The sequence below is a fragment of the Actinoallomurus soli genome, assembly GCF_024055715.1.
GTDB lineage: Bacteria > Actinomycetota > Actinomycetes > Streptosporangiales > Streptosporangiaceae > Actinoallomurus > Actinoallomurus soli.
Genome location: NZ_JAMXMV010000005.1, coordinates 62,885 through 85,702, shown reverse-complemented (window position 1 = coordinate 85,702; position 22,818 = coordinate 62,885). Strand labels below are relative to the sequence as shown.

General features: G+C 71.7%; 18 protein-coding genes and 2 riboswitches. Of the genes, 11 read left to right on the top strand and 7 right to left on the bottom strand.

The annotated features are described in order from the left end of the window. Positions 1–469: 469 nt before the first annotated feature. Positions 470–1,657 carry a beta-1,3-glucanase family protein gene (locus NDW01_RS14715; protein WP_252821441.1) on the bottom strand — a complete coding sequence of 396 codons (1,188 nt, stop codon included), beginning with the start codon at positions 1,655–1,657 and terminating at the stop codon, positions 470–472. A 530-nt stretch (positions 1,658–2,187) separates the two neighbouring features. After that, a riboswitch (cyclic di-AMP (ydaO/yuaA leader) is annotated at positions 2,188–2,335 on the top strand. Here NDW01_RS14715 and NDW01_RS14710 point away from each other — a divergent pair. Together NDW01_RS14710 and NDW01_RS14705 are read left to right on the top strand one after the other, a co-directional pair. After that, the gene (locus NDW01_RS14710; protein ID WP_252820831.1) at positions 2,336–3,355 is read left to right on the top strand and encodes a CHAP domain-containing protein; all 1,020 of its coding nucleotides are present in this window, start codon (positions 2,336–2,338) and stop codon (positions 3,353–3,355) included. Positions 3,356–3,646: 291 nt separating this feature from the next. Further along, positions 3,647–3,829: riboswitch (cyclic di-AMP (ydaO/yuaA leader) on the top strand. Positions 3,830–3,834: 5 nt separating this feature from the next. Continuing rightward, positions 3,835–4,851 carry a C40 family peptidase gene (locus NDW01_RS14705; protein ID WP_252820829.1) on the top strand — a complete coding sequence of 339 codons (1,017 nt, stop codon included), beginning with the start codon at positions 3,835–3,837 and terminating at the stop codon, positions 4,849–4,851. A gap of 168 nt (positions 4,852–5,019) precedes the next feature. Here NDW01_RS14705 and NDW01_RS14700 read toward each other — a convergent pair whose 3' ends face one another. Continuing rightward, on the bottom strand, positions 5,020–6,351 hold the full coding sequence (locus tag NDW01_RS14700) for a class II 3-deoxy-7-phosphoheptulonate synthase (protein ID WP_454923395.1): 1,332 nt from the start codon (positions 6,349–6,351) through the stop codon (positions 5,020–5,022). Between the two features lie 188 nt (positions 6,352–6,539). On the opposite strand from NDW01_RS14700, the gene NDW01_RS14695 reads away from it, so the two are divergent. Both NDW01_RS14695 and NDW01_RS14690 read left to right on the top strand, forming a co-directional pair. After that, the gene (locus NDW01_RS14695; RefSeq protein WP_252820828.1) at positions 6,540–7,868 is read left to right on the top strand and encodes a tetratricopeptide repeat protein; all 1,329 of its coding nucleotides are present in this window, start codon (positions 6,540–6,542) and stop codon (positions 7,866–7,868) included. A gap of 330 nt (positions 7,869–8,198) precedes the next feature. After that, complete coding sequence (locus tag NDW01_RS14690; RefSeq protein WP_252820826.1) at positions 8,199–9,893, top strand: substrate-binding domain-containing protein; 1,695 nt, start codon at positions 8,199–8,201, stop codon at positions 9,891–9,893. A 7-nt stretch (positions 9,894–9,900) separates the two neighbouring features. Here NDW01_RS14690 and NDW01_RS14685 read toward each other — a convergent pair whose 3' ends face one another. Beyond that, positions 9,901–11,025, bottom strand: a complete 1,125-nt coding sequence (locus NDW01_RS14685; protein WP_252820825.1) for a DegT/DnrJ/EryC1/StrS family aminotransferase — start codon at positions 11,023–11,025, stop codon at positions 9,901–9,903. A 110-nt stretch (positions 11,026–11,135) separates the two neighbouring features. On the opposite strand from NDW01_RS14685, the gene NDW01_RS14680 reads away from it, so the two are divergent. Next, positions 11,136–11,891 carry a M50 family metallopeptidase gene (locus tag NDW01_RS14680; protein ID WP_252778230.1) on the top strand — a complete coding sequence of 252 codons (756 nt, stop codon included), beginning with the start codon at positions 11,136–11,138 and terminating at the stop codon, positions 11,889–11,891. A gap of 15 nt (positions 11,892–11,906) precedes the next feature. On the opposite strand, the gene NDW01_RS14675 is transcribed toward NDW01_RS14680, so the two are convergent. Next, positions 11,907–12,602, bottom strand: a complete 696-nt coding sequence (locus NDW01_RS14675; protein ID WP_252820824.1) for a COG4315 family predicted lipoprotein — start codon at positions 12,600–12,602, stop codon at positions 11,907–11,909. A gap of 321 nt (positions 12,603–12,923) precedes the next feature. Beyond that, positions 12,924–13,853 carry a hypothetical protein gene (locus NDW01_RS14670; protein ID WP_252820823.1) on the bottom strand — a complete coding sequence of 310 codons (930 nt, stop codon included), beginning with the start codon at positions 13,851–13,853 and terminating at the stop codon, positions 12,924–12,926. A gap of 225 nt (positions 13,854–14,078) precedes the next feature. On the opposite strand from NDW01_RS14670, the gene NDW01_RS14665 reads away from it, so the two are divergent. From NDW01_RS14665 to NDW01_RS14650, 4 genes are all read left to right on the top strand, one after another. Beyond that, positions 14,079–15,782: an ABC transporter substrate-binding protein gene (locus NDW01_RS14665; RefSeq protein ID WP_252820822.1), complete on the top strand. Its 1,704-nt coding sequence runs from the start codon at positions 14,079–14,081 to the stop codon at positions 15,780–15,782. 64 nt (positions 15,783–15,846) lie between these two features. Continuing rightward, positions 15,847–16,806 carry an ABC transporter permease gene (locus NDW01_RS14660; RefSeq protein ID WP_252820821.1) on the top strand — a complete coding sequence of 320 codons (960 nt, stop codon included), beginning with the start codon at positions 15,847–15,849 and terminating at the stop codon, positions 16,804–16,806. Continuing rightward, positions 16,803–17,792 (top strand): ABC transporter permease, encoded by a 990-nt coding sequence (locus NDW01_RS14655; protein ID WP_252820819.1) that lies wholly within the window; start codon positions 16,803–16,805, stop codon positions 17,790–17,792. Before NDW01_RS14660 ends, NDW01_RS14655 begins: the two co-directional genes overlap by 4 nt. Further along, positions 17,789–19,441, top strand: a complete 1,653-nt coding sequence (locus NDW01_RS14650) for an ABC transporter ATP-binding protein (RefSeq protein WP_252820817.1) — start codon at positions 17,789–17,791, stop codon at positions 19,439–19,441. Before NDW01_RS14655 ends, NDW01_RS14650 begins: the two co-directional genes overlap by 4 nt. A gap of 118 nt (positions 19,442–19,559) precedes the next feature. Here NDW01_RS14650 and NDW01_RS14645 read toward each other — a convergent pair whose 3' ends face one another. After that, the gene (locus tag NDW01_RS14645) at positions 19,560–19,919 is read right to left on the bottom strand and encodes a hypothetical protein (protein WP_252820815.1); all 360 of its coding nucleotides are present in this window, start codon (positions 19,917–19,919) and stop codon (positions 19,560–19,562) included. 284 nt (positions 19,920–20,203) lie between these two features. Continuing rightward, entirely contained in the window at positions 20,204–21,385 is a 1,182-nt protein-coding gene (locus NDW01_RS14640) for a homogentisate 1,2-dioxygenase (RefSeq protein ID WP_252820812.1), read from the bottom strand. Between the two features lie 175 nt (positions 21,386–21,560). Between NDW01_RS14640 and NDW01_RS14635 the strand changes: the two genes are divergently transcribed. Both NDW01_RS14635 and NDW01_RS14630 read left to right on the top strand, forming a co-directional pair. Beyond that, positions 21,561–21,974: a hypothetical protein gene (locus NDW01_RS14635; RefSeq protein WP_252820810.1), complete on the top strand. Its 414-nt coding sequence runs from the start codon at positions 21,561–21,563 to the stop codon at positions 21,972–21,974. A 78-nt stretch (positions 21,975–22,052) separates the two neighbouring features. Further along, entirely contained in the window at positions 22,053–22,748 is a 696-nt protein-coding gene (locus tag NDW01_RS14630) for a maleylpyruvate isomerase family mycothiol-dependent enzyme (protein WP_252820808.1), read from the top strand. Positions 22,749–22,818 lie beyond the last annotated feature (70 nt).

Here is a 22,818-nt window from a genome sequence, read left to right as displayed (position 1 = left end):
GTCCCGCTCGTCCGCACGGCGTCTCACGCGGAGTCCCGCACGGCGCTCCGGCCGGTGGGGCCTCCCCGTCACCAGGCCGGCCCGCCCGCCTGACTTCCGGACGTCGTCTCGCTCATGACCGCGGCCTCCTCCGTCACCGGCACCCCTCCATCTCCCGGGTCATGATTCAAACAGGAAGACGAACGGCCGCCGCCCGGCCGGAGACGCGTTCCGCCGTCCCGCCCGGCCGTACGGAGCACGAGGCGCCGCCGCGGAACCGGTCGGCCGCGGCGAGTCCCGTCCCGGCGGGACACGCCGCGGCCGGTGCCGGGCTCGCGCCGGGACATCGCGTCTCACCTGGGCCGACACCGGACCCCCCGGGAACGGCCGGAGCGCCGTCCGCGACCGGCCGGAGCCGGACGGGCGCGGGCAGGCGACGTTTCGCCCCCTAGGTCCCTCAGTGACCGATTCCGGCCATCAGGGCGCCGGCTCAGAACGGCGTCAGCGTCACCGTCACCGACGTGGGCGCGCCGTCCTGGATGTAGGAGGCGTGGCCGGCCACGTCGTCGAAGGCGAAGCCGTACGCGGCGCCGCCCGCGGCGGCCTCGTGCATCGCCTTGGCGTAGTGGTTGGTCACGGCCTCCCGGTAGTACCGGGCGGGATCGGTGACCGGCTGAGACGCGTCCGAGAGGAGCGTCGAGCGGTTGAAGGCCGCGCCGAGGATCGCGGCGACGGGTCCCGTGACGCCGTCGTTCGGCGCCGCGAGCGCGCCACCGCAGAACAGGACGTCGCGGGTCGACGGCCTGGCGATGGACCCGGGGGTCCGGGCGCCGCCGCTGAAGGTGAGGCGTTCCCCGGTGACCGTCCCGGTGTACGTGCCGGCGTCCGTTCGCACCGTCAGCGGCGTCCCCCGGTACCTGCTCCACACCGCGTCGATGTAGGGATCGTAGTAGTCGGCCGGGAACAGGCCCGCCTCGATGCCGTGTCCGGGCGCGATGACCCGCAGCCGGTCCCCCACGACGAGCCGGGCGAAGTCCGGATGCGCCGCCACCGCGGCGAAGATCCGGTCACGGCCTCCGGACGCCAGGGTGCCGGTGGTCCGGGTGCGGGTTCCGGCGAGCCGGATCGCGAGCGGGACGCTGAACATGTCGACCGCGGTCGTGTTGCAGAACATCCCGGCGTCGTTGTAGGTGAACTCGATCCAGTCGTGCAGGATCCGGTAGTTCGGGTCCGTGCCGACCCAGCCGGCCGGATACTGCAGGGCGGGCCTGCCGTTCCCGTCGGTGACGACCTTCAGGCGCAGCCGATCGCCGATCGAGAAGTAGACCCGGCCCGACATCTTCGGCAGGACGACGGTCGCCTTGCCGGAGTCGCGGAACGGGATCGCGTAGTCGGCGAACCCGTCCGGCCCGTTGTCCGACGCCGCGCAGGGGACGAACGCGCCGTCCGCCGTCACGCGCCCCTGGGCGCCGGTCGCCGGGTCGACCCCGAGGACGTACATGTAGACCGGCGCGGCGGCATGCGCGCCGGTCCGGTTCACGGCGGTGAGCGGCAGGCCGCCCGCGGTCGCCGCCGTGCTCCGGGCCCGCGACGACGGGGCGCATCCCGTCGCTCCCCCGCCGAGGGCCAGGGCGCCGAGGGCGGCCGTCGAGGCCAGGAACGACCTTCTGCCGATCATCCTGCTGTTCACGTCTTCCCCTTCTCCTTCATGCGACTTCGAACGACTTCGAACGACCGCGTCAGGGGTTCAGCGAAGCGGCGGGGGAACCGCCGCGTAAGGGGCTTAAGGTGCGCTTCAGGATCGGTTAGGGCGCCCATGAACGAGCGCCGGTGCACGAGCGCCGGCGGCCGGCGCCACCTCACGGGTCGCGCGGCGGGAGAACCGGCGCACGACTCGCCGGCGTATACCCCCGTGGGACCCGGATGTTCGCCGAGAGGACCCGACTGAATGCCGTGTTCATCACTTTTTATGGGACGGCACGCTGCTGGGCTCTGCCCCGCCCGAAACCGCCGCCGGCTTCGCCAGGCGTGCTTCGCCGCACGTGAGAGCGCCTTTTCGTGCGTTACCCGACCGGGCACCTCCACGCCCGGCTACGCTCGGTGAGCAATCGGTGTCAGACTTTCGTTTCCGAACGCGTTGCCGTTGTTGCGAGAGTTCGGCTAGATTTCGCCGAGATCGGGCTGTGACCAACCTCCAACCAGGGGGTTGCAGGCCGACCGCCGAGTCCCGGCGGCGCAACCAGCGTCGTGGGAGCCGGGGACCCATCAGTCCCTCGGGGTGAATCCGTCACGCACGGTAGGGCTACCTCTGGCCCGAACCCGTCAGCTAACCCGGTAGGCGGTAAAAGGGGAGCGAATGGATTCAGTAGGTCACAAACTGCTAGAGGTCGCCAAGAGTCAGCTGGGCTATCACGAGAAAGCCAGCGGCTACACGAAATTCGGCGACTGGTACAGCACGCATGTCGGCAAGGACCCGGTCTACAAGACGTCGGCCTGGTGTGACATGTTCCTCGCGTGGGCGGCCGACAAGGCCGGCGTCGAGGACTGGACCGGCCAGTTCGCCTACACCCCCGACCACGCCAAGTGGTTCAAGAAGCAGGGCGCCTGGGGCCACAAGGCCGAGCCCGGCGCGATCGTCTTCTTCTCCTGGTCGGGCGGCAAGAGCATCGGCGACATCGAGCACGTCGGCATCGTCGAGCGGGTCGACGGCCACACGCTGCACACCATCGAGGCCAACCACAACAACGCGCTGACGCGCGCCACCCGGGACATCAGCCAGGTGGTCGGGTTCGGCTATCCCTCGAAGGTCAAGGTGAAGGCGGCACCGGCCGCCCCGCAGACGGCCCAGGCCGACCAGAACTACGCTCCGAAGCACGCCGCGCCCCCGCCCGCCGTCAAGGAGATCGGCAAGGACGTCCAGGCGCAGGTCGACGCGCACACGACCGCGGCCCACGACCCGTCCGCCCCGTCGGCGCCCCTGCCGGACCAGCAGGCCGCCCTGACCGGGCTGCTGGCCGTCGTGCTGTTCGGGACGGTGGCCCTGGCCGTCGGCAAGTCGAAGGTCAAGGTGCCCGTCTCGGCGCCGAACGTCCGGGTCCGCAAGCGCGGCAAGCACCACCGTACGCCGGTCGAGCTGCCCGCCGAGGTCAGCGTGGCCGACATGGACGCGGCCGACGCCAGCACCCAGCTCATGCCGGTCCTGTCCGCCGAGGCCGCCGCGAAGGCCGAGGACCAGGAGTTCTGGGGCAAGATCGCGGAGCTGGAGGAGGACGTCGAGCTGGCGTTCTGGAACACCCTGCACGCCGCGGTGTCACAGAACGGCTCGCTCGAGACCGAGTCCGAGACGCAGTCCGAGTCCGAGTCCGTTCTGTCCTGAGGCCCTCCCCCTGAGGTCCGTGGCCTGAGGACGAGGGCACTGCGGCAATCGTCCCGCGGTCCGTGGCCTCAGCCGCGGCGCCGGGCCGCTCGCAGCGCCGTCCGCGCGGTCCCCGTCTCCTCCCACCCGGAGGCAGGCGGGGACCGCGGCGTCTAGGCGCAAAGGACCAGCCGTACATCACCCGGAGTGACCATCCTGCGATCCCCCGGGCCATCTCCGCATGTTCTCGTTGGACGCCCCGTCACCATCCGTTAATCTCCAGCGAGTCGTCACCGGCCGAGAGACGGCCGGACCGCCGAATCGCCCGTCGCGCCGTGGCGCGCCGGGGAACCGGGGACCCACTCGCGGAGGCACGGGGCGTTCCCTCGTCTTCGCACCGGGGTGAATCCGCGTCCGTCGCCGACGGCCCGTGGTAGGGCTCCTTCTCGTCCGAACCCGTCAGCTAACCCGGTAGGCGGCCTGAGGAGAGGAGCATCTGGATGGATCGATCCCGCGCCGCGGACACCCGCGACCCTCTTCATCCCGGGAAGGGCACGGCCCGCCGTACGGCGGTCGTGACCTTCGCCCTCGTCGTCGCCGGGCTCGCGCCGCCCGCACTGGCCGACACGGCACGCCCCGGTCCCCGCATCGACGCGCTCCGGCAGCGCGCCGGCCAACTGAGCGACCGGCTCGAACAGCTCACCGAGCAGTACAACGGGCTGAAGGTACGCCTGGAGCAGGCCCAGCGGGCCGCCGTCGTCGCCGGCCAGACCTCGGCCCGCGCCGCCGGAACGCTGAAGGCCATCCAGCGCAGGGTGGGCCGGTTCGCCGCGATCCGTTACATGAACGGCACGGCCGACGACGCGCCCGCGCTGCTCGCGTCCTCGGACCCGCGCGCGCTGCTGGACCGGGCCTCGACCCTGCACTACTTCACGCAGCAGGACGACACCGAGATCCGGCAGCTCACCGAGGCGATCCAGAACGCCCAGCGGACCGGCCAGGACGCCCGTGACCGCGCCGCGGAGGCGGCCGCCCTCAGAAGCCGGCTCGCCCGGCAGCGCGCCACCATCCGCGCCGAGCTGGAGAAGGTCCGCAAGCCGCTCCTGCAGGACGCCGTCGAGCGCGCCGGCAAGGGCGAGAAGGTGCCCGAGATCCCCGGCGGCCCTGGCAAGGCGGTCGGCGCCGTACGGGCCGCGCTGAGCCAGCTCGGCGTCCCGTACGTCTGGGGCGGCGCGACGCCCGGCCAGGGCTTCGACTGCTCGGGCCTGACCATGTGGGCCTACGAACAGGTCGGCATCAACCTGCCGCACTACGGCGGCGACCAGTGGAACGCGGGCGTGCACGTCTCCCGGGACCAGCTGGAGCCGGGAGACCTCGTCTTCTTCTACTCCGACATCCACCACATGGGGATGTACATCGGCGACGGGAAGTTCATCCACGCGCCGCACACCGGCGACCACGTCCGGATCGCCGATCTGTCGACCCGCCCCTTCGCGGGCGCGGTCCGCGTGGTCTGAGACGACCGCGTTCCGGATCGCCCGCCCCGGCCCGCGCCTCTCCGCCGGCGTCGTCCGGGTGGTCGGAGACGAGCACACCCGGATCGCCCGCCGATCCGCCTCTCCGCCGGCGTCGTCCGCGTGGCATCAGACGGCCACGCGGACCCGCTCAGCGGCGTGAGCCGGGGATCACTTCCCGACGCGGTACATCTCCGCGACCATGAACGCAAGGTCGAGGGCCTGTCCGCGGTTGAGGCGGGGGTCGCAGGCCGTCTCGTACCGCTGGTGCAGGTCGTCCTCGACGATGTCGTGGCCGCCGCCGACGCACTCGGTGACGTCGTCGCCGGTGAACTCGATGTGCACGCCGCCCGGGTGGGTGCCGAGCGCCCGGTGCACCTCGAAGAAGCCGGCGACCTCGTCGAGCACGTCGTCGAACCGGCGCGTCTTGTACCCGCTCTCCGACTCGAAGGTGTTGCCGTGCATCGGGTCGCAGATCCACGCGACCTGGGCGCCGCTCGCGGTGACCTTCTCGACCAGGGATGGGAGGTGCTCGCGGATCCGCTTGGCGCCCATGCGGGTGACGAAGGTGAGCCGGCCGGGCTCGCGGTCGGGGTCGAGCCGCTCGATGAGCGCGAGGGCCTCCTCGGCGGTCGTGGTCGGCCCGAGCTTGACTCCGATGGGGTTGCGGATGTGGCGCATGAACTCCACGTGCGCGCCGTCGAGCTGCCGGGTGCGCTCACCGATCCACAGGTAGTGGCCCGAGACGTCGTACGGCAGGCCGGACCGCGAGTCGATGCGGGTCAGGGCCCGTTCGTAGTCCAGGAGGAGGGCCTCATGGCTGGAGTAGACCTCGACCCGGTGGAACTCCTCGGGGTCCGCTCCGGCGGCGTGCATGAAGGCCAGCGCCCGGTCGATCTCCGCGGCCAGCCGTTCGTACCGGCGGCCGGCCGGGCTCTCGGCGACGAAGTCGTGGTTCCAGGCGTGCACCTGCCGCAGGTCGGCGTAGCCGCCCTGGGTGAAGGCGCGGGTGAGGTTCAGCGTGACCGCGGCGGCGTGGTAGGCCCGCAGCAGCCGCTCCGGATCCGGCACGCGGCTCTCCGGCGTGAAGTCGAACCCATTGACCATGTCGCCCCGGTAGGCGGGCAGCTCCACGCCGTCGCGCACCTCGGACGGCTTGGACCGCGGCTTGGCGAACTGCCCCGCCATCCGGCCGATCTTCACGACCGGGACGCTCGCGGCGTAGGTCAGGACGACGGCCATCTGCAGCAGGGTCTTCAGCTTGTTGCGCACGTCCTCGGCGGTCGCGCCGGAGAACGTCTCGGCGCAGTCGCCGCCCTGCAGGACGAACGCCTCACCGCGCGCCACGGCGGCGAGGTGGGCCTTGAGCCGATCGCACTCGCCGGCGAACACCAGCGGCGGAAGTTTGCGCAGCTGCGCGGCGACGTCTTGGAGCCGGGCCGGGTCGGGCCAGTCGGGCTGCTGTGCGGCCGGAAGGTCGCGCCAGGAATCGAGGAGGTCCACGAGACCCAAGGGTATCGACCGGGCCACAAGCCCGGGTCATGCAACCTGCGAAATCCCCCCTCCTTTCCACGATCCGCCCATCCCGCGGCGGTGAACCGGCGGTGAACGGGTCCCGCTTCGGCCGCCCGGAAACTCTGAGATGATGGGCCGACTCCCGCAGATCGCCGACGACGCATGAGGTTTCGACAATGAGCACGAGCAGCCGCGCCTATGACATCTGGCTCCGCAAGCCCGAGGAGGCCCAGCAGCTCCTCGAGTCCAAGCGGTCCGATCTCGACGGTGACGGCCTGTCGCTGCTGTCCTGGCTGGTCCTCACCAACGAGCGCGACGACCGGAAGGCCGAGCAGATCGCCCAGCAGGCGGTCGCGGCCGGTGGTGACACGCGGTTCGCCACGGCGGCGCTCGCCGAGGCGTACAAGTGGCGCGGTGACTACGGCCGGGCCACCCAGATCGTCCGGCAGGCCCGTGAGAAGTACCCGACGATCCCGTGGTACGCCCTGACGCTGGCCGACGTCCTCAAGGACGGCGGGTGGGTCGACGACGCCGAGGCGATCCTCGAATCGGTGGTGAACGACTCCCAGCTGCGCCGGCACTCGCTCAAGCGCCTGTCGAAGTGGGCGGTGGACCGGGGCGACAAGCCGCGCGCCCTGAAGTACCAGACCGAGCTGATCGCGCTGGCCCCCGACTACCTGGTGTACGCCTCGGACTACACGCTCCTCGCCGCGCTCCGGCTGGAGGCCGGCGACCCGGCGGGCGCCCGTGACATCCTCCAGCGCGGCGCGTCCATCTACCCGCGCAACAAGCAGATCAAGGAGATGCTGCACCAGCACTTCGGCGAGCTCGCGCCGGAGAAGGCGCCGAACATCCCGCCGGTCGACGAGCGCGCGGTCGGTGCCCGCCGCATCCCGATCAAAACCAGGATGATCACTCTGCGCACCGGCATCCTCCCGGTCATCCAGGAGGCGACGCAGGGGATGCTGCAGCCGGACGACATCCTCGCCCTGTCGGAGAGCCCGGCGTCGGCCGGTCAGGGACGCATGATCCCGCTGGAGCTGATCACGCCGGAGGGCATGGCCAAGCAGCTCAGCAAGTTCGTCGGCAAGATCGGCCCGCTGCACAGCCCGGCCGGGATGCAAGGCGCGATCCTCGAGGCGGGCCGGGCCAAGGTCCTGCTCGGCGCGGCCGCGGGCGCGGCCGGCAAGCTGGTCGGCAAGCGCGGCTGGTTCTACCGCGTCGCCGGCCCCGGCGCGGCCATGATCGACGACGTGGCGGCGGCCCTCCCGCCGCACGACCACCACCTGCTGTTCGGTCCCGGCCGGCCGGACAAGCTGTCGGAGGACCTGTCCGCGGCGCTCGGCTGCCACGTCTGCGTCGTCGACGCCAACCATCTCACCGGCGCGTGGGTCGTCGGGGCGTCCAAGGGCGTCGACCGCAAGTGGGTGGAGAAGGTCCTGTCCGACAACCCCGCCGGCAACGAGGACGAGCAGACCCCGATCGTCCTCATCCGCAAGATCTGAGGACCGGCGCCGCGGCACCGCCTCCGGCGCTCCGGAGCCGTCGCGTACGCGCCCCGTCCGGGGCGGACGCCTCTGGTTCGCGTGGAGCCGGCGCCCTTCCGCGTACGCGCTCGATCCCGGGCGGGCACCCTTCTTGTGCCGGATCGGCGTCCTTCGGCTGCGCGACGGAATTCCCGAAAGGAGTGGCGCCGTCGTTGAAATGGACCGCCGGCGGCGCGGGAATGGCGTGCCTGTGAAAGGCCGGTGAATTGAGCCGCCGCCGGGCGGCGCCCTTCCTCATGCGCTCTAGAGTCATGGAACCGCTCACACGGGGAGGGGTTCACGGGCGGCATGCTGACCATGGTCCAGGCGATCGCCGAACTCGTCGCGCAGCGTCAGGAGAACGTCCTCCTGGGGCTCCTCATCGTCCTGCTCGTGACGAGTCCCCTCGCCGACCGCTACCTCGTCCGGCGCAGGCGGATCACCTACCGGGTGCTGTACAACTCGAAGATCGGTCTCAGTCCCGTGGCCCTGCACGACGTGGAGGACCGCTCGACGGTGACGGACCCGAGACTGCGGGAGTACGCGCGGACCTTCGACCGGCTCAGCATCGTCATCATCCGCGTCCGGAACACCGGCGGTTACGACATCGAGCCGTCCGACTTCACCAGGCCCTTGTCGTTCACCTTCAAGGACCGGGTGATCTGGAACGCGCGGATTTCCGACGCCAGCACCGACCGGCTGCACGACGCCGTACGGGACCACCTGGAATTCTTCGCGACGACCAACGGAACCGTCGTCGCGGGAAACGGCGGTCCCGATGTGAGAACGCTCCGCAGACTACTGGCCGACCGTCTGACGGGCCTGGTCAAGAGCCCGGCCGCCGGGCCGCCCGAGGACGTCCGGCAGTGGAACGGCGTCCGGCTGACCGGCCTGTCGCTGGAGCGGCGGCAGCGTTTCAAGCTCGTCGTCGTCCTGCGCGAGCAGGACGACCCGGCGGACGGCGCGATCAGCAAGAAGATCGAAGCGGACGGCGCCCTGACGAGTGGCTGGGTGAAGGACGAGAAGCGCCAGCGGAGGCTGGGCTGGCCCGTGGCCGCGATCGCCGCCGGCGTCGTGCTCACCCTCGCCCTGACCGGGAACGTGGTCGCCAACTACTACCAGCGGAGGTCGGACCCGGCGCTGCACTGCGCGAGCGGCCATCTGCGCCTGGAGGGGTCCAGCGCCTTCTCCGACCCGCTCCAGGAGATCGTCCGGCAGTACCGCAGGGCCTGCGCCTCGGCGTCGATCGACCTGCAGCTCGCGGGGAGCCGGGCCGGCATGCACGACCTGTCCGCGGCCGGCGCTCAGAGTCGCGGCGGGCTCGCGGTGCTCAACGACGGGCCGGACACCACCCACCCGGCGATCGACCTGCGGAGTCATCCGGTGGCGGTGGTGGTCTACAGCGTGATCCTCTCGGACACCACCGGGGTCACGAACCTCAGCCTGGCGCACCTCCGGGACATCTACCGCGGCCGGTACCACCGGTGGAGCCAGCTCGGCGGCAAGGACGTCCCGATCCGGATCGTCGGCCGGGACGGTGAGTCCGGCAGCCGCCAGATCTTCCAGAGCAAGCTGCTCGGGCGGTCGGAGGGCGCGGCGTCCTCGACCGAGTGCCGGGAGAGCAGCCCGCCCCTGCACGCGCCGACGATCCGGTGCGAGCTGCGCACCACGGGCGAGCTCATCGACAAGGTCGCCCAGACGCCGGGCGCGATCGGGTACGCGGACGCGCCGACGGCCAAGGCCGAGGCCGCCCGGCTGCAGAGGTTCCACGTGGTGACGCTCGACGGCCGGCTCCCCGAGGCGACCAGCATCGCCCAGGGCTATCCGTTCTGGACCGTGGAGTACCTCTACACGGCCGGCGCTCCGGAGGGCTCGTCGCTGCTGCGGAACCTCATCGCCTTCCTGGGCAGCGCGAACGCCCGCGCCGAGCTGAGCATCCGGGGCTACCCGCCCTGCATCGACCGGAACGGCGACCGGAATCCGCTCTGCACCCAGACGCCCTGACGGCCTCCTACCGGTGCGCGGCGATCACGGCTTCGCGGGCGGCCTTGGCGACCTGCTCCATGTGCCACGGTGACAGGCCCTGGTGGACCGGCAGGGCGAGCATCTCGTGACGCAGCGGCTCCAGCTCGGCGAACCGGTGGCGGTCCAGGAGCGGGTGCGGCACCGGCCAGATCTCGATCGAGCGCACGCCGCGCTTCTGCAGCTCGGCGATGGTCCGGTCGCGCTGCGGAACGCGCACGGGGTAGTAGAGCGGCGCGACGCCGTCGGGCAGGCCGCGGAAACGCGGGGGGACCAGGTCGGGCAGGGAGTTCAGCAGGATCGCGTAGTTGCGGCGGCGGTGCTGGCGGATCGCCTCGCCGTCGGCGCCGTGGACGGCCCACTCGGTCATCCGGGAGGACTTCGAGGCGGCGACCTCCAGGTCGGCGACCTCGAGGTTCCACTCGCCGATGACGACCTCGGTGAGCGTGCCCTCCTCGACCGCCTGCTCGGCCTTGCTGACCTTGCGGAACACCTTCGTGGCGGGCGCGCGCAGCACGCCGGCCCGCGACTGGGCCGCCCAGCCCATGCTCTGCGACGCCATCGACCGGGCCATGCGCTTCCACGGCGGACGGCCCTGGGCCTCGATGTGACCGTCCCGGATCAGCACGGCGCCGCCGTCCGGCACGCCCAGGGACTTGCGCGGGCAGAAGATCGCCGCGGCGCCGCGTGAGCCGATGGCGGCCCCGCCGTCGTAGGAGAACAGCGCGTGCGCGGCGTCCTCGATCACCAGCGTGCCCGGCGGCAGCGGCGGCATCGGGAAGCCGTAGTAGGAGATGAGGTAGGTCGCGTGGCACTGCCGCGACACGCGGAACAGGTCCTCGTGGTCCGCCTCGAGTGTGGGGAGCACCCGGTAGAACATGACCTCGATGCCGGCCAGCCGGGCGGCCTCGACCTCCGAGCCGCAGTGGTAGGCGGGCATGGCCAGCCGGTGTCCCGGCCCGAGGCCGAGGGCCTTCAGCGCCAGCCAGATCGCGCCGCGCCCCAGGTGGGTCAGCGTCAGCCCGTCCGAGTTGAACGGGAACTGCAGAGACCGCCGGGTGACCAGCGTCGCCGGCTCCAGCGGGGGATAAACGCTCATCAACGGGTCGCTCATAGGTCCCCTACCCTACTGTCCGCCTCCAAGGAGGACGCCGGTTCGCCGATCGGGCGAAACTTCGTCGCGGCGGGACACGTCGTACCTCGTACGGGGCGGTGAGCAGGTCGATGAGGAGAGGTGAGACGTTGCACACGTCAACGATCGGCGGTGTCTGGCACGAGGTCGTCGGCACGCAGCCGCACCCGTCGTGGTGGCTGGTCGGGGTCACCGGCGTGGTGGCGCTCGTGGCGGTGTCCTTCCGCTCGGTGTGGCACGTGCTGCGCAATGTCGTCACCATCGCGCACGAGGGCGGGCACGCGTTCGCGGCGCTCGTCACCGGGCGGCAGCTGCAGGGCATCCGCCTGCACTCCGACACCTCGGGCGTCACGGTGTCGCGCGGCCGGCCGTACGGGCCCGGCATGATCGTCACGGCGTTCGCCGGGTACGTGACGCCACCGCTGCTGGGCCTGGGCGCGGCGGGGCTGCTCGCCGCGGGGCACATCACGGCCCTGCTGTGGGCGAGCATCGTCCTGCTCGCCGCGATCCTCGTGATGGTGCGCAACGCGTACGGCGTGGTGTCGGTGGTCACGACCGGCGCGGTCATCTTCGCCGTGTCGTGGTACGGCTCGGCCACCGTGCAGGCGGCGTTCGCCTACGCGTTCACGTGGTTCCTCCTGCTCGCGGGGGCGCGGCCCGTGGTGGAGCTGCAGAGCAAGCGCTCCGGGGGCCGCGCACCCGATTCCGACGCCGACCAGCTGGCCCGCCTGACCGGCATGCCCGGACTGCTGTGGGTGTTCGGCTTCGGCGTGGTCGCCGTCGCCGCGCTGCTGGCCGGCGGGTCCTGGCTGTTGCCGGACACGATGCCGCAGCTGCCGAGCTGGTGAACGGCCGAGCAGACCCTAGTGCTTGGTGATGGGAGCGCCCGTGTCGGCGCCGACGACGTACCACGGCGCGCCGAACGACGTGACGCCCTGGCCCTTCATGTCGCCGGGCGAGGTGTCCTTCGCGTAGTAGTACAGCGGCCAGCCGTTGTAGACGATCTGCTTGGTCCCGTCGGACCGGGTCGTCGTCGACAGCATGGACGACTTCACCCCGGGGCCCGCGCTGGGCGACGCGCCGGGCGAACCACCGGGCGACCCACCAGGCGAACCACCGGGCGACGCGCCGGGCGAGCCACCGGGTGACGCGCCGGGCGAACCGGGCGCGGCGCCGCCGACGGCGAACGGCGGCCACTCCTTGGCGCAGGCGCCCTCACAGGCGGACTTGCCGCCCTGGCCCTTGTCCTTCTCGAAGGCGTAGAGCGTCCGGCCCGTACCGTCGACCAGGATGGTGCCCAGGCTCGTCTTCTTGGCGTTGAGCACCCCGGCACCGGCGGCCGGCATCGACTCGGACGGCGCAGCCGACGCGGGCGCGGACGGACCCGGCGACGCGGGCCCCGTCGGGGAGACCCCGGGAGGCGAAACCTGTGGGCTGGAAGGCTGGGCGTACGGTCCCCCGCCGCCCTGCGATTCCGGCGTGGTCTTGCTGCCCTCGCCGCAGGCCGAGCCGAGCAGGCCCAGGGCCAGCACTCCGGCGGCAATGACTCCGTTACGCATTGTCCGTTCCTTTCCCCCGATGACGTAGGCGGGCACGTACGGACGCACGCCGTGGTTCGCCGTCATCCCCCGCGTCCGCGAGCCGGGAATGTGCCCCGGCGATTCGGTTACCCATCGCGACGGCCCGTGAAGTGGAAACGGCCGACTTCTTTAACGGGCAAGGCGGATGTTTGACCGGACATGCCGAGACCGGACGCGAACATGACGGGGTCGGGGAAGACCTCTTCGCCGACCGTGTGGACGGGATCGGCCCACGAAGATGGTGCCGGCCCCTGCGAACCGGTCGGCCCGGAGAGACCGGGCCCGACCGTGGAGACCGGGTCAGGCCGACAGCGTGTCCACGCCCCGGCGGAAGAAGTCGAGCGCGGTGGCGCGCTGGTCGTCGGCGGCCATGAGCGCGGCGTACGGGAGGGACGCGCCGCCGAACGCGTCGTCGTTCCAGTACGCGCCCCTCCGCCTGGCCCAGGGCGCGACGTAGAGGTACGGCTCCGGGTGCGCGGCGTCGCCCGGCGACGCGCCGAACGCGGCCCGCCGGCCTGCGGCCTCGTCGCCGAGATCCACGGCGGCGTCGAAGTGCTCCGGCCACAGCTGCACCCGGCCCGGGCCGAGCGCGGCGGCGTCGAAGCGCAGTTGCTCCAGCACCGACCAGGCGAAGCCGTACCACGCGCCGAGCGCCTCGGCGGCGGGCGGGCTCACCGTGAGGGTCAGCCCGGGGTCGGCGGGGGTCTGCGGAGAGTAGAGGTCCGGCGGCATCCCCAGCGGGACGCCGGCCAGGGCGGCGGCGTCCGCGAGGGTCCACGGCGACGCGACGACGTCACCGACGACGAGGCGGCCGTTCTCGACGCGGATCTGCCGGTCGTCGCCGAAGTAGGGCGTGCCGAAGCCGCCGCGGGTGAACCGCAGGCCGATCTTCCCGTTGGCGGCGCGGCGGGCGACAGCGACGACGTGTTCGGCCAGGGCGTGCAGGGACCGGCGGGTCGCGGCGAAGTCCCGTGGCAGCGGGGCGAGGCGGCGCCAGGCCCCCAGCCAGCGATCCGCGCAGAAGCCGGCCAGCTCAGGGCGCTCCCGCGCCAGGTCGTCCCAGGTGCGGCCGAGCCCGCACACGGGGGTCACGAGCTTGGCGCCGTACGGGCCGGCGAGGGGGTCGTCGGCGTACCACGGTGGTGTCGCCACGGCGGGCGGGGACGGTTCGAGCACCCGGACGTCGTACTCGCCGCCCAGCAGATCCCAGGCCTCCCACCGTGGATTCATCGTTCTCCGTTCGCGGGCCGCGCCGCAGGGACCGGGGGCCGGGCCGCGCGGTCACGGTCGGGCCCCTAGTCGATCACGGATCCGGCCGCGAAGGAACACCGGAGTGGAGCGGTCGGTGTCGCCACGGACAGTTCTTTGGTTTTCCTACTGAGAAAGTATATATTTCGGTCCCGGCCTGCCGTGACAGGCCGCCACCGTCACTGTCTCCCGATTGAGAAACCACCGATGATGCGTCGAGTCCCCGCCCTGCTCACCGCCACCACCCTCCTGGCCGCCGCGACGGCCTGCTCGGGCGGCGGTTCGGCCTCCTCCTCCGCCGGAACGGCGTTCGACCCGAAGAGCTGCCAGGGCGGGACGCTGTACATCCTCAACCAGACCTCGGCGACCGACGAGCACTTCGACCCGGCGCGGATCTACACCTCGGGAGGCGGCGCCGTCCCGTCCCTCGTCTTCCGGACCCTGACCACCCGCAAGCGGGTCCCCGGCCAGGCGGGCACGACCGTCGCACCGGACCTGGCCACCGACACCGGGACGCCGAGCGACGACGCCAGGACGTGGACCTACCACCTCCGCGACGGCCTGAAGTTCGAGGACGGCACGCCCATCACCGCCAAGGACGTCAAGTGGGGCGTGGAGCGGTCGTTCGCGCCGGAGCTGTCGGGCGGCATCCCCTACCTGCGCGACTGGCTGGTCGGCGGCACCGACTACAAGGGGCCGTACAAGGGGCGGGAGCTGGACTCGATCCAGACCCCCGACGACAAGACGATCGTCTTCAAGCTGCGCAAGCCCGAGGGCGACTTCCCGTACGTCGCGACGGCCACGCAGTTCACCCCGGTGCCGAAGGCCAAGGACGGCGGCACCGCGTACGAGAGACACCCGATCTCCAGCGGCCCGTACAAGGTGCAGACCCACGTACAGGACAAGAGCCTGACGCTGGTCCGCAACCCCAACTGGTCGCGCACGGTCGACGACCAGCGGCTGGCCTGCCCCGACCGGATCGAGGCGACGTACGGCCTCAGCGCGGCCGTGATCAACCAGCGGCTCAGCACCGGCGCGGGCAAGGACGCCGACGCGGTCACCACCGACACCGACCTCAGCCCCGCCGAGCTGGCCCGCATCTCCACGGATCCGACCCTGAAGAAGCGCACCGTGCGCGGCCAGTTCGGCTACACGAACTTCATCGCCTTCAACACCAAGGTCAAGCCGTTCGACGACGTCCGCGTGCGGGAGGCGATCTCCTACGCCGTCAACCGGCAGGCGGTGGTCAACGCGGTCGGCGGCAGCTCGCTCGCCAAGCCGGCCACGACGTTCCTGCCCGACCAGGCCGCGTTCGGCTACCAGCCGTACGACGCCTTCCCCGCCGGCCCGACGGGGAACCCCGCCAAGGCCAAGGAGCTGCTGGCCCAGGCGGGGCACTCAAACCTCACGATCACGCTCGCCCACCGCAACAACGACGCGAGTCAGGACGGCCCGGCGGTGGCCACGGCCGTACAGGAGGCCCTGAAGCAGGCGGGCGTCACCGTCAAGCTGCAGGCCTACGACCAGGCGAGCTACCGGTCGGTTCAGACGAAACCGTCCACCGAGCCGGGCATCTTCCTGGCCGGCTGGGGCGCGGACTGGCCGACCGGCGGTCCCTTCCTGGCCCCGATCTTCGACGGGCGGCAGATCCTCCAGGACGGCGGCAACTACAACTTCGCGCAGTACGACGACCCGAAGGTGAACGCCGAGTTCGACGCGATCAACAAGATCTCCGACCCGCTGCAGGCGCGGCCCCGCTGGGGCGCGCTGGACGCCGAGCTCGGCCGGCAGGCGCTCACGGTGCCGCTGTTCCACCCGGTCTACCTGCGGCTGTACGGCAAGAACGTCAAGAACACCTACCTCGACGAGTGGCGCGGCTCGTACGACGTCGCCATGGTCTCGGTCAAGTGAGTGGGCGCAGCGAGCGAACCATGAGCACAGCACCTCTGGTCACCTCTCCGACGAAGGAGGTCCCGTGACCGAGCTCGTCGCGGAGATCGGCGATCCGGGGGCCGCGGTCTCCGGGTCGCCGGCCCGGGCCCGGCAGGTGCTGCGCCGTCTGCGGTCGGACCGGCCCGCGATGGCCGGCCTGGTCGTCACCACCGTGCTCATCCTGGCCGCCGTCCTCGCGCCGCTGCTGGCCGCGCTGGAGGGACAGGACACGACCACCTTCCACACCCAGCTCCTGGACTCCGCGCGCGGCGGCGTGCCGCGCGGCGCGCTGGGAGGGCTCGGAGCCGAGCACTGGCTGGGCGTCGAGCCGACCACCGGGCGCGACCTTTTCGCGCGTGCGCTGTACGGGGCGCGGATCTCCTTCACCGTCGCCTTCGGCACGCTCGTCGTGCAGCTGCTGCTCGGCGTGGCGATCGGGCTGGCCGCGGGGTTCGGCGGCCGGTGGGTCGACGCCACGCTGGGCCGGCTCATCGATCTGGCCATCTCGTTCCCGCAGCTGATGTTCGCCATCGCGCTGCTGGCGATCGTGCCGCAGTCGTTCCCCCGGCCGGTGCTGCTGATGCTGGTCATCGGGCTGTTCAACTGGGGCGGCACGGCCCGGCTCACCCGGGGGCAGGTGCTGTCCCTCAAGAGCCGGGACTACGTCGCCGCGGCCCGGCTGTCGGGCGCGTCGCCGGCCCGGATCGCGCTGCGCGAGATCCTGCCCGGCGCGCTGCCGCAGGTCCTCACCTACGCGGCGATCCTGCTGCCGGCGAACATGGTGTCCGAGGCGGGACTGTCCTTCCTCGGCGTGGGCGTGCACCCGCCGACCTCCTCCTGGGGGCAGATGCTGTCGACCGCCACGACCTGGTTCCGCGCCGATCCGATGTACGTGCTCGTACCGGGCCTGTCGCTGCTGACCGCCGTGCTGGCGTTCACGTTGTTCGCGGACGGGCTGCGCGCGGCCCTGGATCCCAAGGCGTCCCTGCGAGGCGGCCGGTGACCCTCTACCTGCTCCGCCGTCTCGGCAGCCTGCTCGTGCTGCTGCTCGTCATGACCGCCATCGTCTACGGCATCTTCTACGCCATCCCCGCCGACCCGGCGGTGCTCGTCTGCGGGAAGGGCTGTGACGGCGGCCGGCTGGCCTCCATCCACCACGAGCTCGGTCTCGACCAGCCGATCACCGCCCAGTACTGGCACTTCCTGGAGGGCCTGATCGTCGGCCGGGACTACAGCTCGGGGCCGGACGTCAGCCACTGCGCGGCGCCGTGCCTGGGCTACTCGTTCCAGACGGACCTTCCGGTGCTCTCGCTGATCGCCCAGCGGCTGCCGGTGTCGCTGTCCCTCACCACCGGCGCGCTCGTCCTGTGGACCGTCACCGGCGTCGCCCTCGGCCTGGTGTCGGCCCTGCGCGAGAGACGGCTCACCGACCGCCTCGTCACCGTCTTCGTTCTCGGCGGCCTCGGCACCCCGGTGTTCGTGAGCGGCCTGCTGCTGCTCATGGTGTTCTGCGGCTGGCTGAAGTGGCTGGACTTCCCGGTGTACGTGCCGCTGACCGAGGATCCGGTGGGCTGGGCGCGCAACCTCATCCTGCCGTGGCTGACGCTGACGATCCTGCAGTCGGCGATCTTCACGCGGCTGACGCGCACCGGCATGCTGGAGACCCTGTCGGAGGACCACATCCGGACCTTCCGCGCGTACGGCCTGCCCGAGCGCCGCGTCATCGGACGGCACGCGCTGCGCGGCGCCCTCACCCCGCTGATCTCGATCAACGCGGTGGAGTTCGGCGCGGTCCTGGTCAACGCGATGCTCACCGAGACGCTGTTCGGGCTCCCCGGCATCGGTCAGCTGATCGTCCAGTCGTCGAACAACGTCGACCTGCCGGTGGTGGCCGGGCTGACCCTGACGGCGGGACTGGCCGTCGTCCTGGCCAACACCGCCGCCGACCTCCTGTACGCGGCGGTCGATCGAAGGGTGGTCCTGACATGACCTCGCCGGTCGGCGAACCCGGCACCGGGCGAAACGGCGGGGAGGGCGGGGACGTCGTCCTGTCGGTGCGCGAGCTGAGCGTCGAGTACTCCACCGGCGCGGGCGCGTTCCGCGCCGTCGACGGGGTCTCGTTCGACCTGACCGCCGGTGCCGCGCTCGGCGTGGTCGGGGAGTCGGGGTCCGGCAAGAGCACGACGGCGCTCGCCCTCCTCGGCCTGCACCGGAACACCGACGCGCGGGTCACCGGCCGGATCCTCCTCGGCGGCCCGGACGGCGTGGAGGTCAACGGGCTCGACGACGAAGGAGTCCGCCGGGTGCGGGGCGGGCGCATCGCGATGATCTTCCAGGATCCGATGACGGCGCTCGATCCCTACTACCGGATCGGCGACCAGATCGCCGAGGTGTACCGCGTCCACTCGGGCGCCGATCGCCGGGCCGCGTGGACGCGGGCGGTGGAGGTGCTCGACCGGGTCGGCATCCCGGACGCGGCGCGGCGGGCCCGGGCGCGTCCGCACGAGTTCTCCGGCGGCATGCGGCAGCGGGCCCTCATCGCGATGGCGCTGGCCTGCGAACCGGAGATCCTCGTCGCCGACGAACCCACCAGCGCCCTCGACGTCACCGTGCAGGCGCAGATCCTGGACCTGCTCGACGAACTCCGCGCCGACACCGGGATGGCGCTGCTGCTCGTCACGCACGACCTCGGCGTCGTGTCACGGTCGGCCGATGAGGTCCTCGTCATGCACCGGGGCGAGATCGTCGAGCGCGGCCCGGTGCGTGAGGTGCTGCGCGCTCCGGCGCGGCCGTACACCCGGGCGCTCCTCGACGCCGTGCCCCGCATCGACGCCCCACGGGACGCCCGGCCCGTGCCCGGGGAGCCCCTGCTGACCGTGGCCGGCGTCACGCGGGAGTTCCGGCGGCCCGGACGCGGCCTGCGACGCGAGACGACGCGTGCCGTGGACGACGTCTCGCTCGACGTACGGCGCGGCGAGACCCTCGGCGTCGTCGGGGAGAGCGGCAGCGGCAAGACCACGCTCGTACGGATGATGGTGGGGCTGCTGCCTCCGACGTCGGGGCGGATCGTCTTCGGCGGCGAGACGATCACCGGGCTGCCGGACAGGCGGCTGCGCCGCATCCGGCGGGACATGCAGATGGTGTTCCAGGACCCGGCGTCCTCGCTGAATCCCCGGCGCACCGTCGGCGACGGCATCGCCGACCCGCTGCGGGTCCGCGGCGTGCCCGACGGCGAGGCGCGCAGGACGGCGCGGGAGCTGATGGAGCGCGTCGGCCTGGACCCGGCGCGGCATGACCGCTACCCGCACGAGTTCTCCGGCGGGCAGTGCCAGCGCGTGGGCATCGCCCGTGCGCTGGCGCTGCGGCCCAGGCTGCTGGTCTGCGACGAAGCGGTCTCCGCGCTCGACGTCTCGACGCAGGCGCAGATCCTCGACCTGCTCCGCGACGTGCAGGAGGAGTACGGCCTGACGATCGTCTTCGTGTCCCACGACCTCGCGGTGATCCGCCAGGTCAGCGACCGGGTCGCGGTGCTGCGCGGCGGCGCGCTCGTGGAGCTCGCCGACGTGGAGAAGTTGTACGCCTCTCCCACGCATGAGTACACCCGTTCCCTTCTCGCGGCGGTGCCCGTTCTGGCCTGAGGGCGGCGACGAAGACGCCGGCCGCCCGTGGAACGGGCGGCCGGCGCCGTGGGGTCACGCGAATGTGCGGGTCACGCGGGCCCTCGGTCCCCTCCCGGGGCAACGGCCCGCGTCCGGATCAGTACGCGCAGATCGCGTAGACGCTGATCCCGACCGTGCTGTAGCCGATCTGCCGGCCCAGGGCGATCCAGCCGCGGCCGTCGGGAGTGGGGAAGCTGCCGACGAGGATGGCCCCGTTGCCCTGGGCCTCGCCACCGCCGCCGATGGCGCGTTTGCCGGCCGGGCAGTAGACGGTGCGCCGCTGGAAGGCGGGGACGTTCGCGTTGGGCAGGTTGACGATCTGGTAGCCGTCGGTCGCCGCCTTGTGGGCGGCCGGCCGTGCGGGCGTCACGCCCTTGTCGGCGTGGGCGGCGAGACCGGTCCCCACGACTGCGGCGAGAGCCATCGTTCCCGTTCCGAGCGCGTACATCTTTCGCATGCAGATCTCCGTTTTGAGGTAGCAGGAACTGCGTTGCCCGGACCTTTTCGGCCGCCTTTATCGGTGGCCTTTCGGATCCATCGCCACTACTACCCGGACGACCTTTGCTCACACTCGGTCATCGTCGATTACCGCCTGCGACTTTTGCAGGCGTCGCATTCCTGGGGAGATGTTGGAAAGGTAAGACTGGCGACGCCGACCGGAGATGCCGAGAAGGCCGCTAATGGCCGATTCGAGCCACGCTCACCTCGACATCTCCGGCGTTTCACCCGGAGCCGGAAAGGTCAGCGAGCCCAGGTCCAGGCGTAATCGGACGCCTCGACGGCGAACGCCTCTCCGCCGATATTCAGCGGCCGGAAGGTATCGATCATCACGGCCGTTTCCGTGGTCGTCGTGTGACCTTTCCCGACCGCGTCGATGACGCCCTCCACGGCGCCGGGCGCCGGGCCGTGGGTGAATCCGGAGGGATGCAGGCTTATCGACCCGATGTCGATTCCCGATCCCCGGCGCGCCGTGTAATCCCCGCCGACGTAGAACATCACCTCGTCGGAGTCGACGTTGTGGTGGTTGTACGGGATCGGGATCGCCGCCGCGTCGAAGTCGAGCGGCCGCGGGCAGAAGGAGCAGATGACGAAGTTCGGCCCCTCGAACGTCTGGTGCACCGGCGGCGGCGCGTGGGTGCGCTTCACGATCGGCTCGAAGTCGGCGATGTTGAAGGCGAACGGGTAGAGGCAGCCGTCCCAGCCGACGACGTCCAGCGGATGGTTCCGGTAGGTCAGCCGGGACAGGCCCGCGCGGGTGCGGACGAGCACCGGCACGTCCTCCCCCTCCAGGACCAGCGGCTCGGCCGGACCGCGCAGGTCGCGCTCGCTGTACGGCGCGTGCTCCAGGAACTGCCCGTACTGCGACAGGTAGCGCCTCGGCGGCCGGATGTGCCCGGACGCCTCGAAAACGATGAGGCGCAGCGGCGCGGCGGGGTCGGTGCGCACGAACCGATGGATGGTCCCGGTCGGGATCACGACATAGTCGCCGGGGCCGACGTCCAGCGCCCCGTACGTCGATTCGAGCCGCGCCCGGCCGGCCTCGACGTACACGCACTCGTCACCGGCCGAGTTGCGGTACAGGTCGCCGTCCGTGTCGGCGGCCACGTACGAGATGCGGACGTCGTCGTTGGCGAGCAGCAGCCGCCGTCCGAGCACCGGGTCTCCCCCGGCCGTCAGCTCGTGCATCTTGAAATGGCGTGGCAGGAGCGGGTGGTTGGGCGACGTCCCGGCGGCGTGGGAGGGCACGTCCACGCCCTCGCTCTTGACGATCGCGGTCGGCGGGTTCACGTGATAGAGCAGCGAGGAGTCGGATGAGAACCCCTCCTCCCCCATCAGTTCCTCGGCGTACAGCCCGCCGTCCGGTCTGCGGAACTGGATGTGCCGTTTACGGGGGATCTCCCCGACGGCGCGGTAGTAGGGCATCTCCACACTCCGGATCTCGGAAAAGCGTCGATCACCTTCACTGCCGACTGTAGGCCGTGCGCCCCGACGGTCGCCAGGAGACTTCGGGCCGGTCGGACCGCCCCGGAGAACGGGCGTGGTCACCGGGGCGCCCGCCAGCGACTAAGGTTCTACCGTCGCTCAACGAGGAGGAAGAATGCGCGGAGGCGTACGCCTTCCGGCCTTGATCGTCGCGCTCGGGCTGCTGGCGGGCTGCAGCGACCCGGCCGGCGCGGCCCGGCGCGAACAGGCCACCGCCCGGAAGAGGTCTCCGTCCCCGCGGCCCACCGCGTCGCACTCGCCCGCGAAGCGCCACGGCAAGGCGGCGGCCTGGTGGCAGGCCGCCGGCACGACGAGGACCGCGGCCGGCCTTCGCGTGCAGACCGGGGCCGTCCACGCCGGGCAGGTGAAGATCATCCTGACCGACGTGTCCGGCCACGCCAGCCGCAGGATCACCGCCTCGGCGACTCCGCAGTCCGTCACGGTCGGGCACTTCACCCTCACCGCGGTCAAGGTCAGCAGGTCCGCCAAGCTCGCGCGGTACGGCGTCGGCTTCCACTACCGCCACTGAGCCGGCGTTCCCCGGGAGACCGCGCCGGGCGGATGCCGTACCGGAATGGACCGGTGTCTTCAGGGCAGGAGGACGAGCGTGACAACACTCGATGATCTCGACCCGTTCGCCATCTTCGACGCCGAGGCCGAGCGCCTCGACCGCTTCTTCAGCGGCCTGAAGGACGACGACTGGGCGCGGCCGTCCCGCTGCGAGGGCTGGACGGTCCGCGACGTCCTCGCCCATCTCGCCGGCGAGGAGGACTACAACCACGCCTGCCTCCACGACGACCTCGAAGGCCTGTGGACCCGCCTGGAGAAGAACGGCGTCTCCGGCCTCGCGGGCTTCAACGACTGGTGCGTGCGCACCCGCCGGACCATGCCCGTGGAAGAGGTGCTCGACGAGTGGCGCACCCGGAACGGCGACACCCGCCGGCGGATGCGCGATCTCGGCCGCGATGCGCGGCTGCCCACGATGGCGGGGCCGTACCCCGTCGGCCTCCAGGCGTTCCACTACGCCTCCGAGTACGCCACCCACGGCGACGACGTCGGCGTGCCGGTCGACGACGCCCGCGAGCGCACGGCCTGGCGCGTGGTGGTCGGCCGGTTCGCGCTGGAGGAGAAGGGCTCCCCGGCCGAGGTCGCCGAGGACGACGACGGCGACCTGATCGTGCGGACGCCGCAGGCGCTGGGCCGGCTCACCCCGGCGGAGTTCGTCGAGGCGACCGTGGGCCGCCTGCCCGGAGACCACCCGCTCGACCCCGGCCTCCGCGACGCCCTGCGCTGCCTCGCCTGACCGGCGCGCCGGCCACACGCGCACGGGCGGGCGGCTCCACGCGGCGCCCGGTGCTCCGCGACCGCGTCGA

What these genes read in the sequence shown, in the direction of transcription:
- NDW01_RS14690 (WP_252820826.1), top strand. Translation starts at nt 8,199, where the DNA reads ATGCTGACCATGGTCCAGGCGATCGCCGAACTCGTCGCGCAGCGTCAG.
- NDW01_RS14650 (WP_252820817.1), top strand. Translation starts at nt 17,789, where the DNA reads ATGACCTCGCCGGTCGGCGAACCCGGCACCGGGCGAAACGGCGGGGAG.
- NDW01_RS14695 (WP_252820828.1), top strand. Translation starts at nt 6,540, where the DNA reads ATGAGCACGAGCAGCCGCGCCTATGACATCTGGCTCCGCAAGCCCGAG.
- NDW01_RS14675 (WP_252820824.1), bottom strand. Translation starts at nt 12,602, where the DNA reads ATGCGTAACGGAGTCATTGCCGCCGGAGTGCTGGCCCTGGGCCTGCTC.
- NDW01_RS14665 (WP_252820822.1), top strand. Translation starts at nt 14,079, where the DNA reads ATGATGCGTCGAGTCCCCGCCCTGCTCACCGCCACCACCCTCCTGGCC.
- NDW01_RS14685 (WP_252820825.1), bottom strand. Translation starts at nt 11,025, where the DNA reads ATGAGCGACCCGTTGATGAGCGTTTATCCCCCGCTGGAGCCGGCGACG.
- NDW01_RS14710 (WP_252820831.1), top strand. Translation starts at nt 2,336, where the DNA reads ATGGATTCAGTAGGTCACAAACTGCTAGAGGTCGCCAAGAGTCAGCTG.
- NDW01_RS14670 (WP_252820823.1), bottom strand. Translation starts at nt 13,853, where the DNA reads ATGAATCCACGGTGGGAGGCCTGGGATCTGCTGGGCGGCGAGTACGAC.
- NDW01_RS14645 (WP_252820815.1), bottom strand. Translation starts at nt 19,919, where the DNA reads ATGCGAAAGATGTACGCGCTCGGAACGGGAACGATGGCTCTCGCCGCA.
- NDW01_RS14705 (WP_252820829.1), top strand. Translation starts at nt 3,835, where the DNA reads ATGGATCGATCCCGCGCCGCGGACACCCGCGACCCTCTTCATCCCGGG.
- NDW01_RS14715 (WP_252821441.1), bottom strand. Translation starts at nt 1,657, where the DNA reads ATGATCGGCAGAAGGTCGTTCCTGGCCTCGACGGCCGCCCTCGGCGCC.
- NDW01_RS14680 (WP_252778230.1), top strand. Translation starts at nt 11,136, where the DNA reads ATGAGGAGAGGTGAGACGTTGCACACGTCAACGATCGGCGGTGTCTGG.
- NDW01_RS14640 (WP_252820812.1), bottom strand. Translation starts at nt 21,385, where the DNA reads ATGCCCTACTACCGCGCCGTCGGGGAGATCCCCCGTAAACGGCACATC.
- NDW01_RS14635 (WP_252820810.1), top strand. Translation starts at nt 21,561, where the DNA reads ATGCGCGGAGGCGTACGCCTTCCGGCCTTGATCGTCGCGCTCGGGCTG.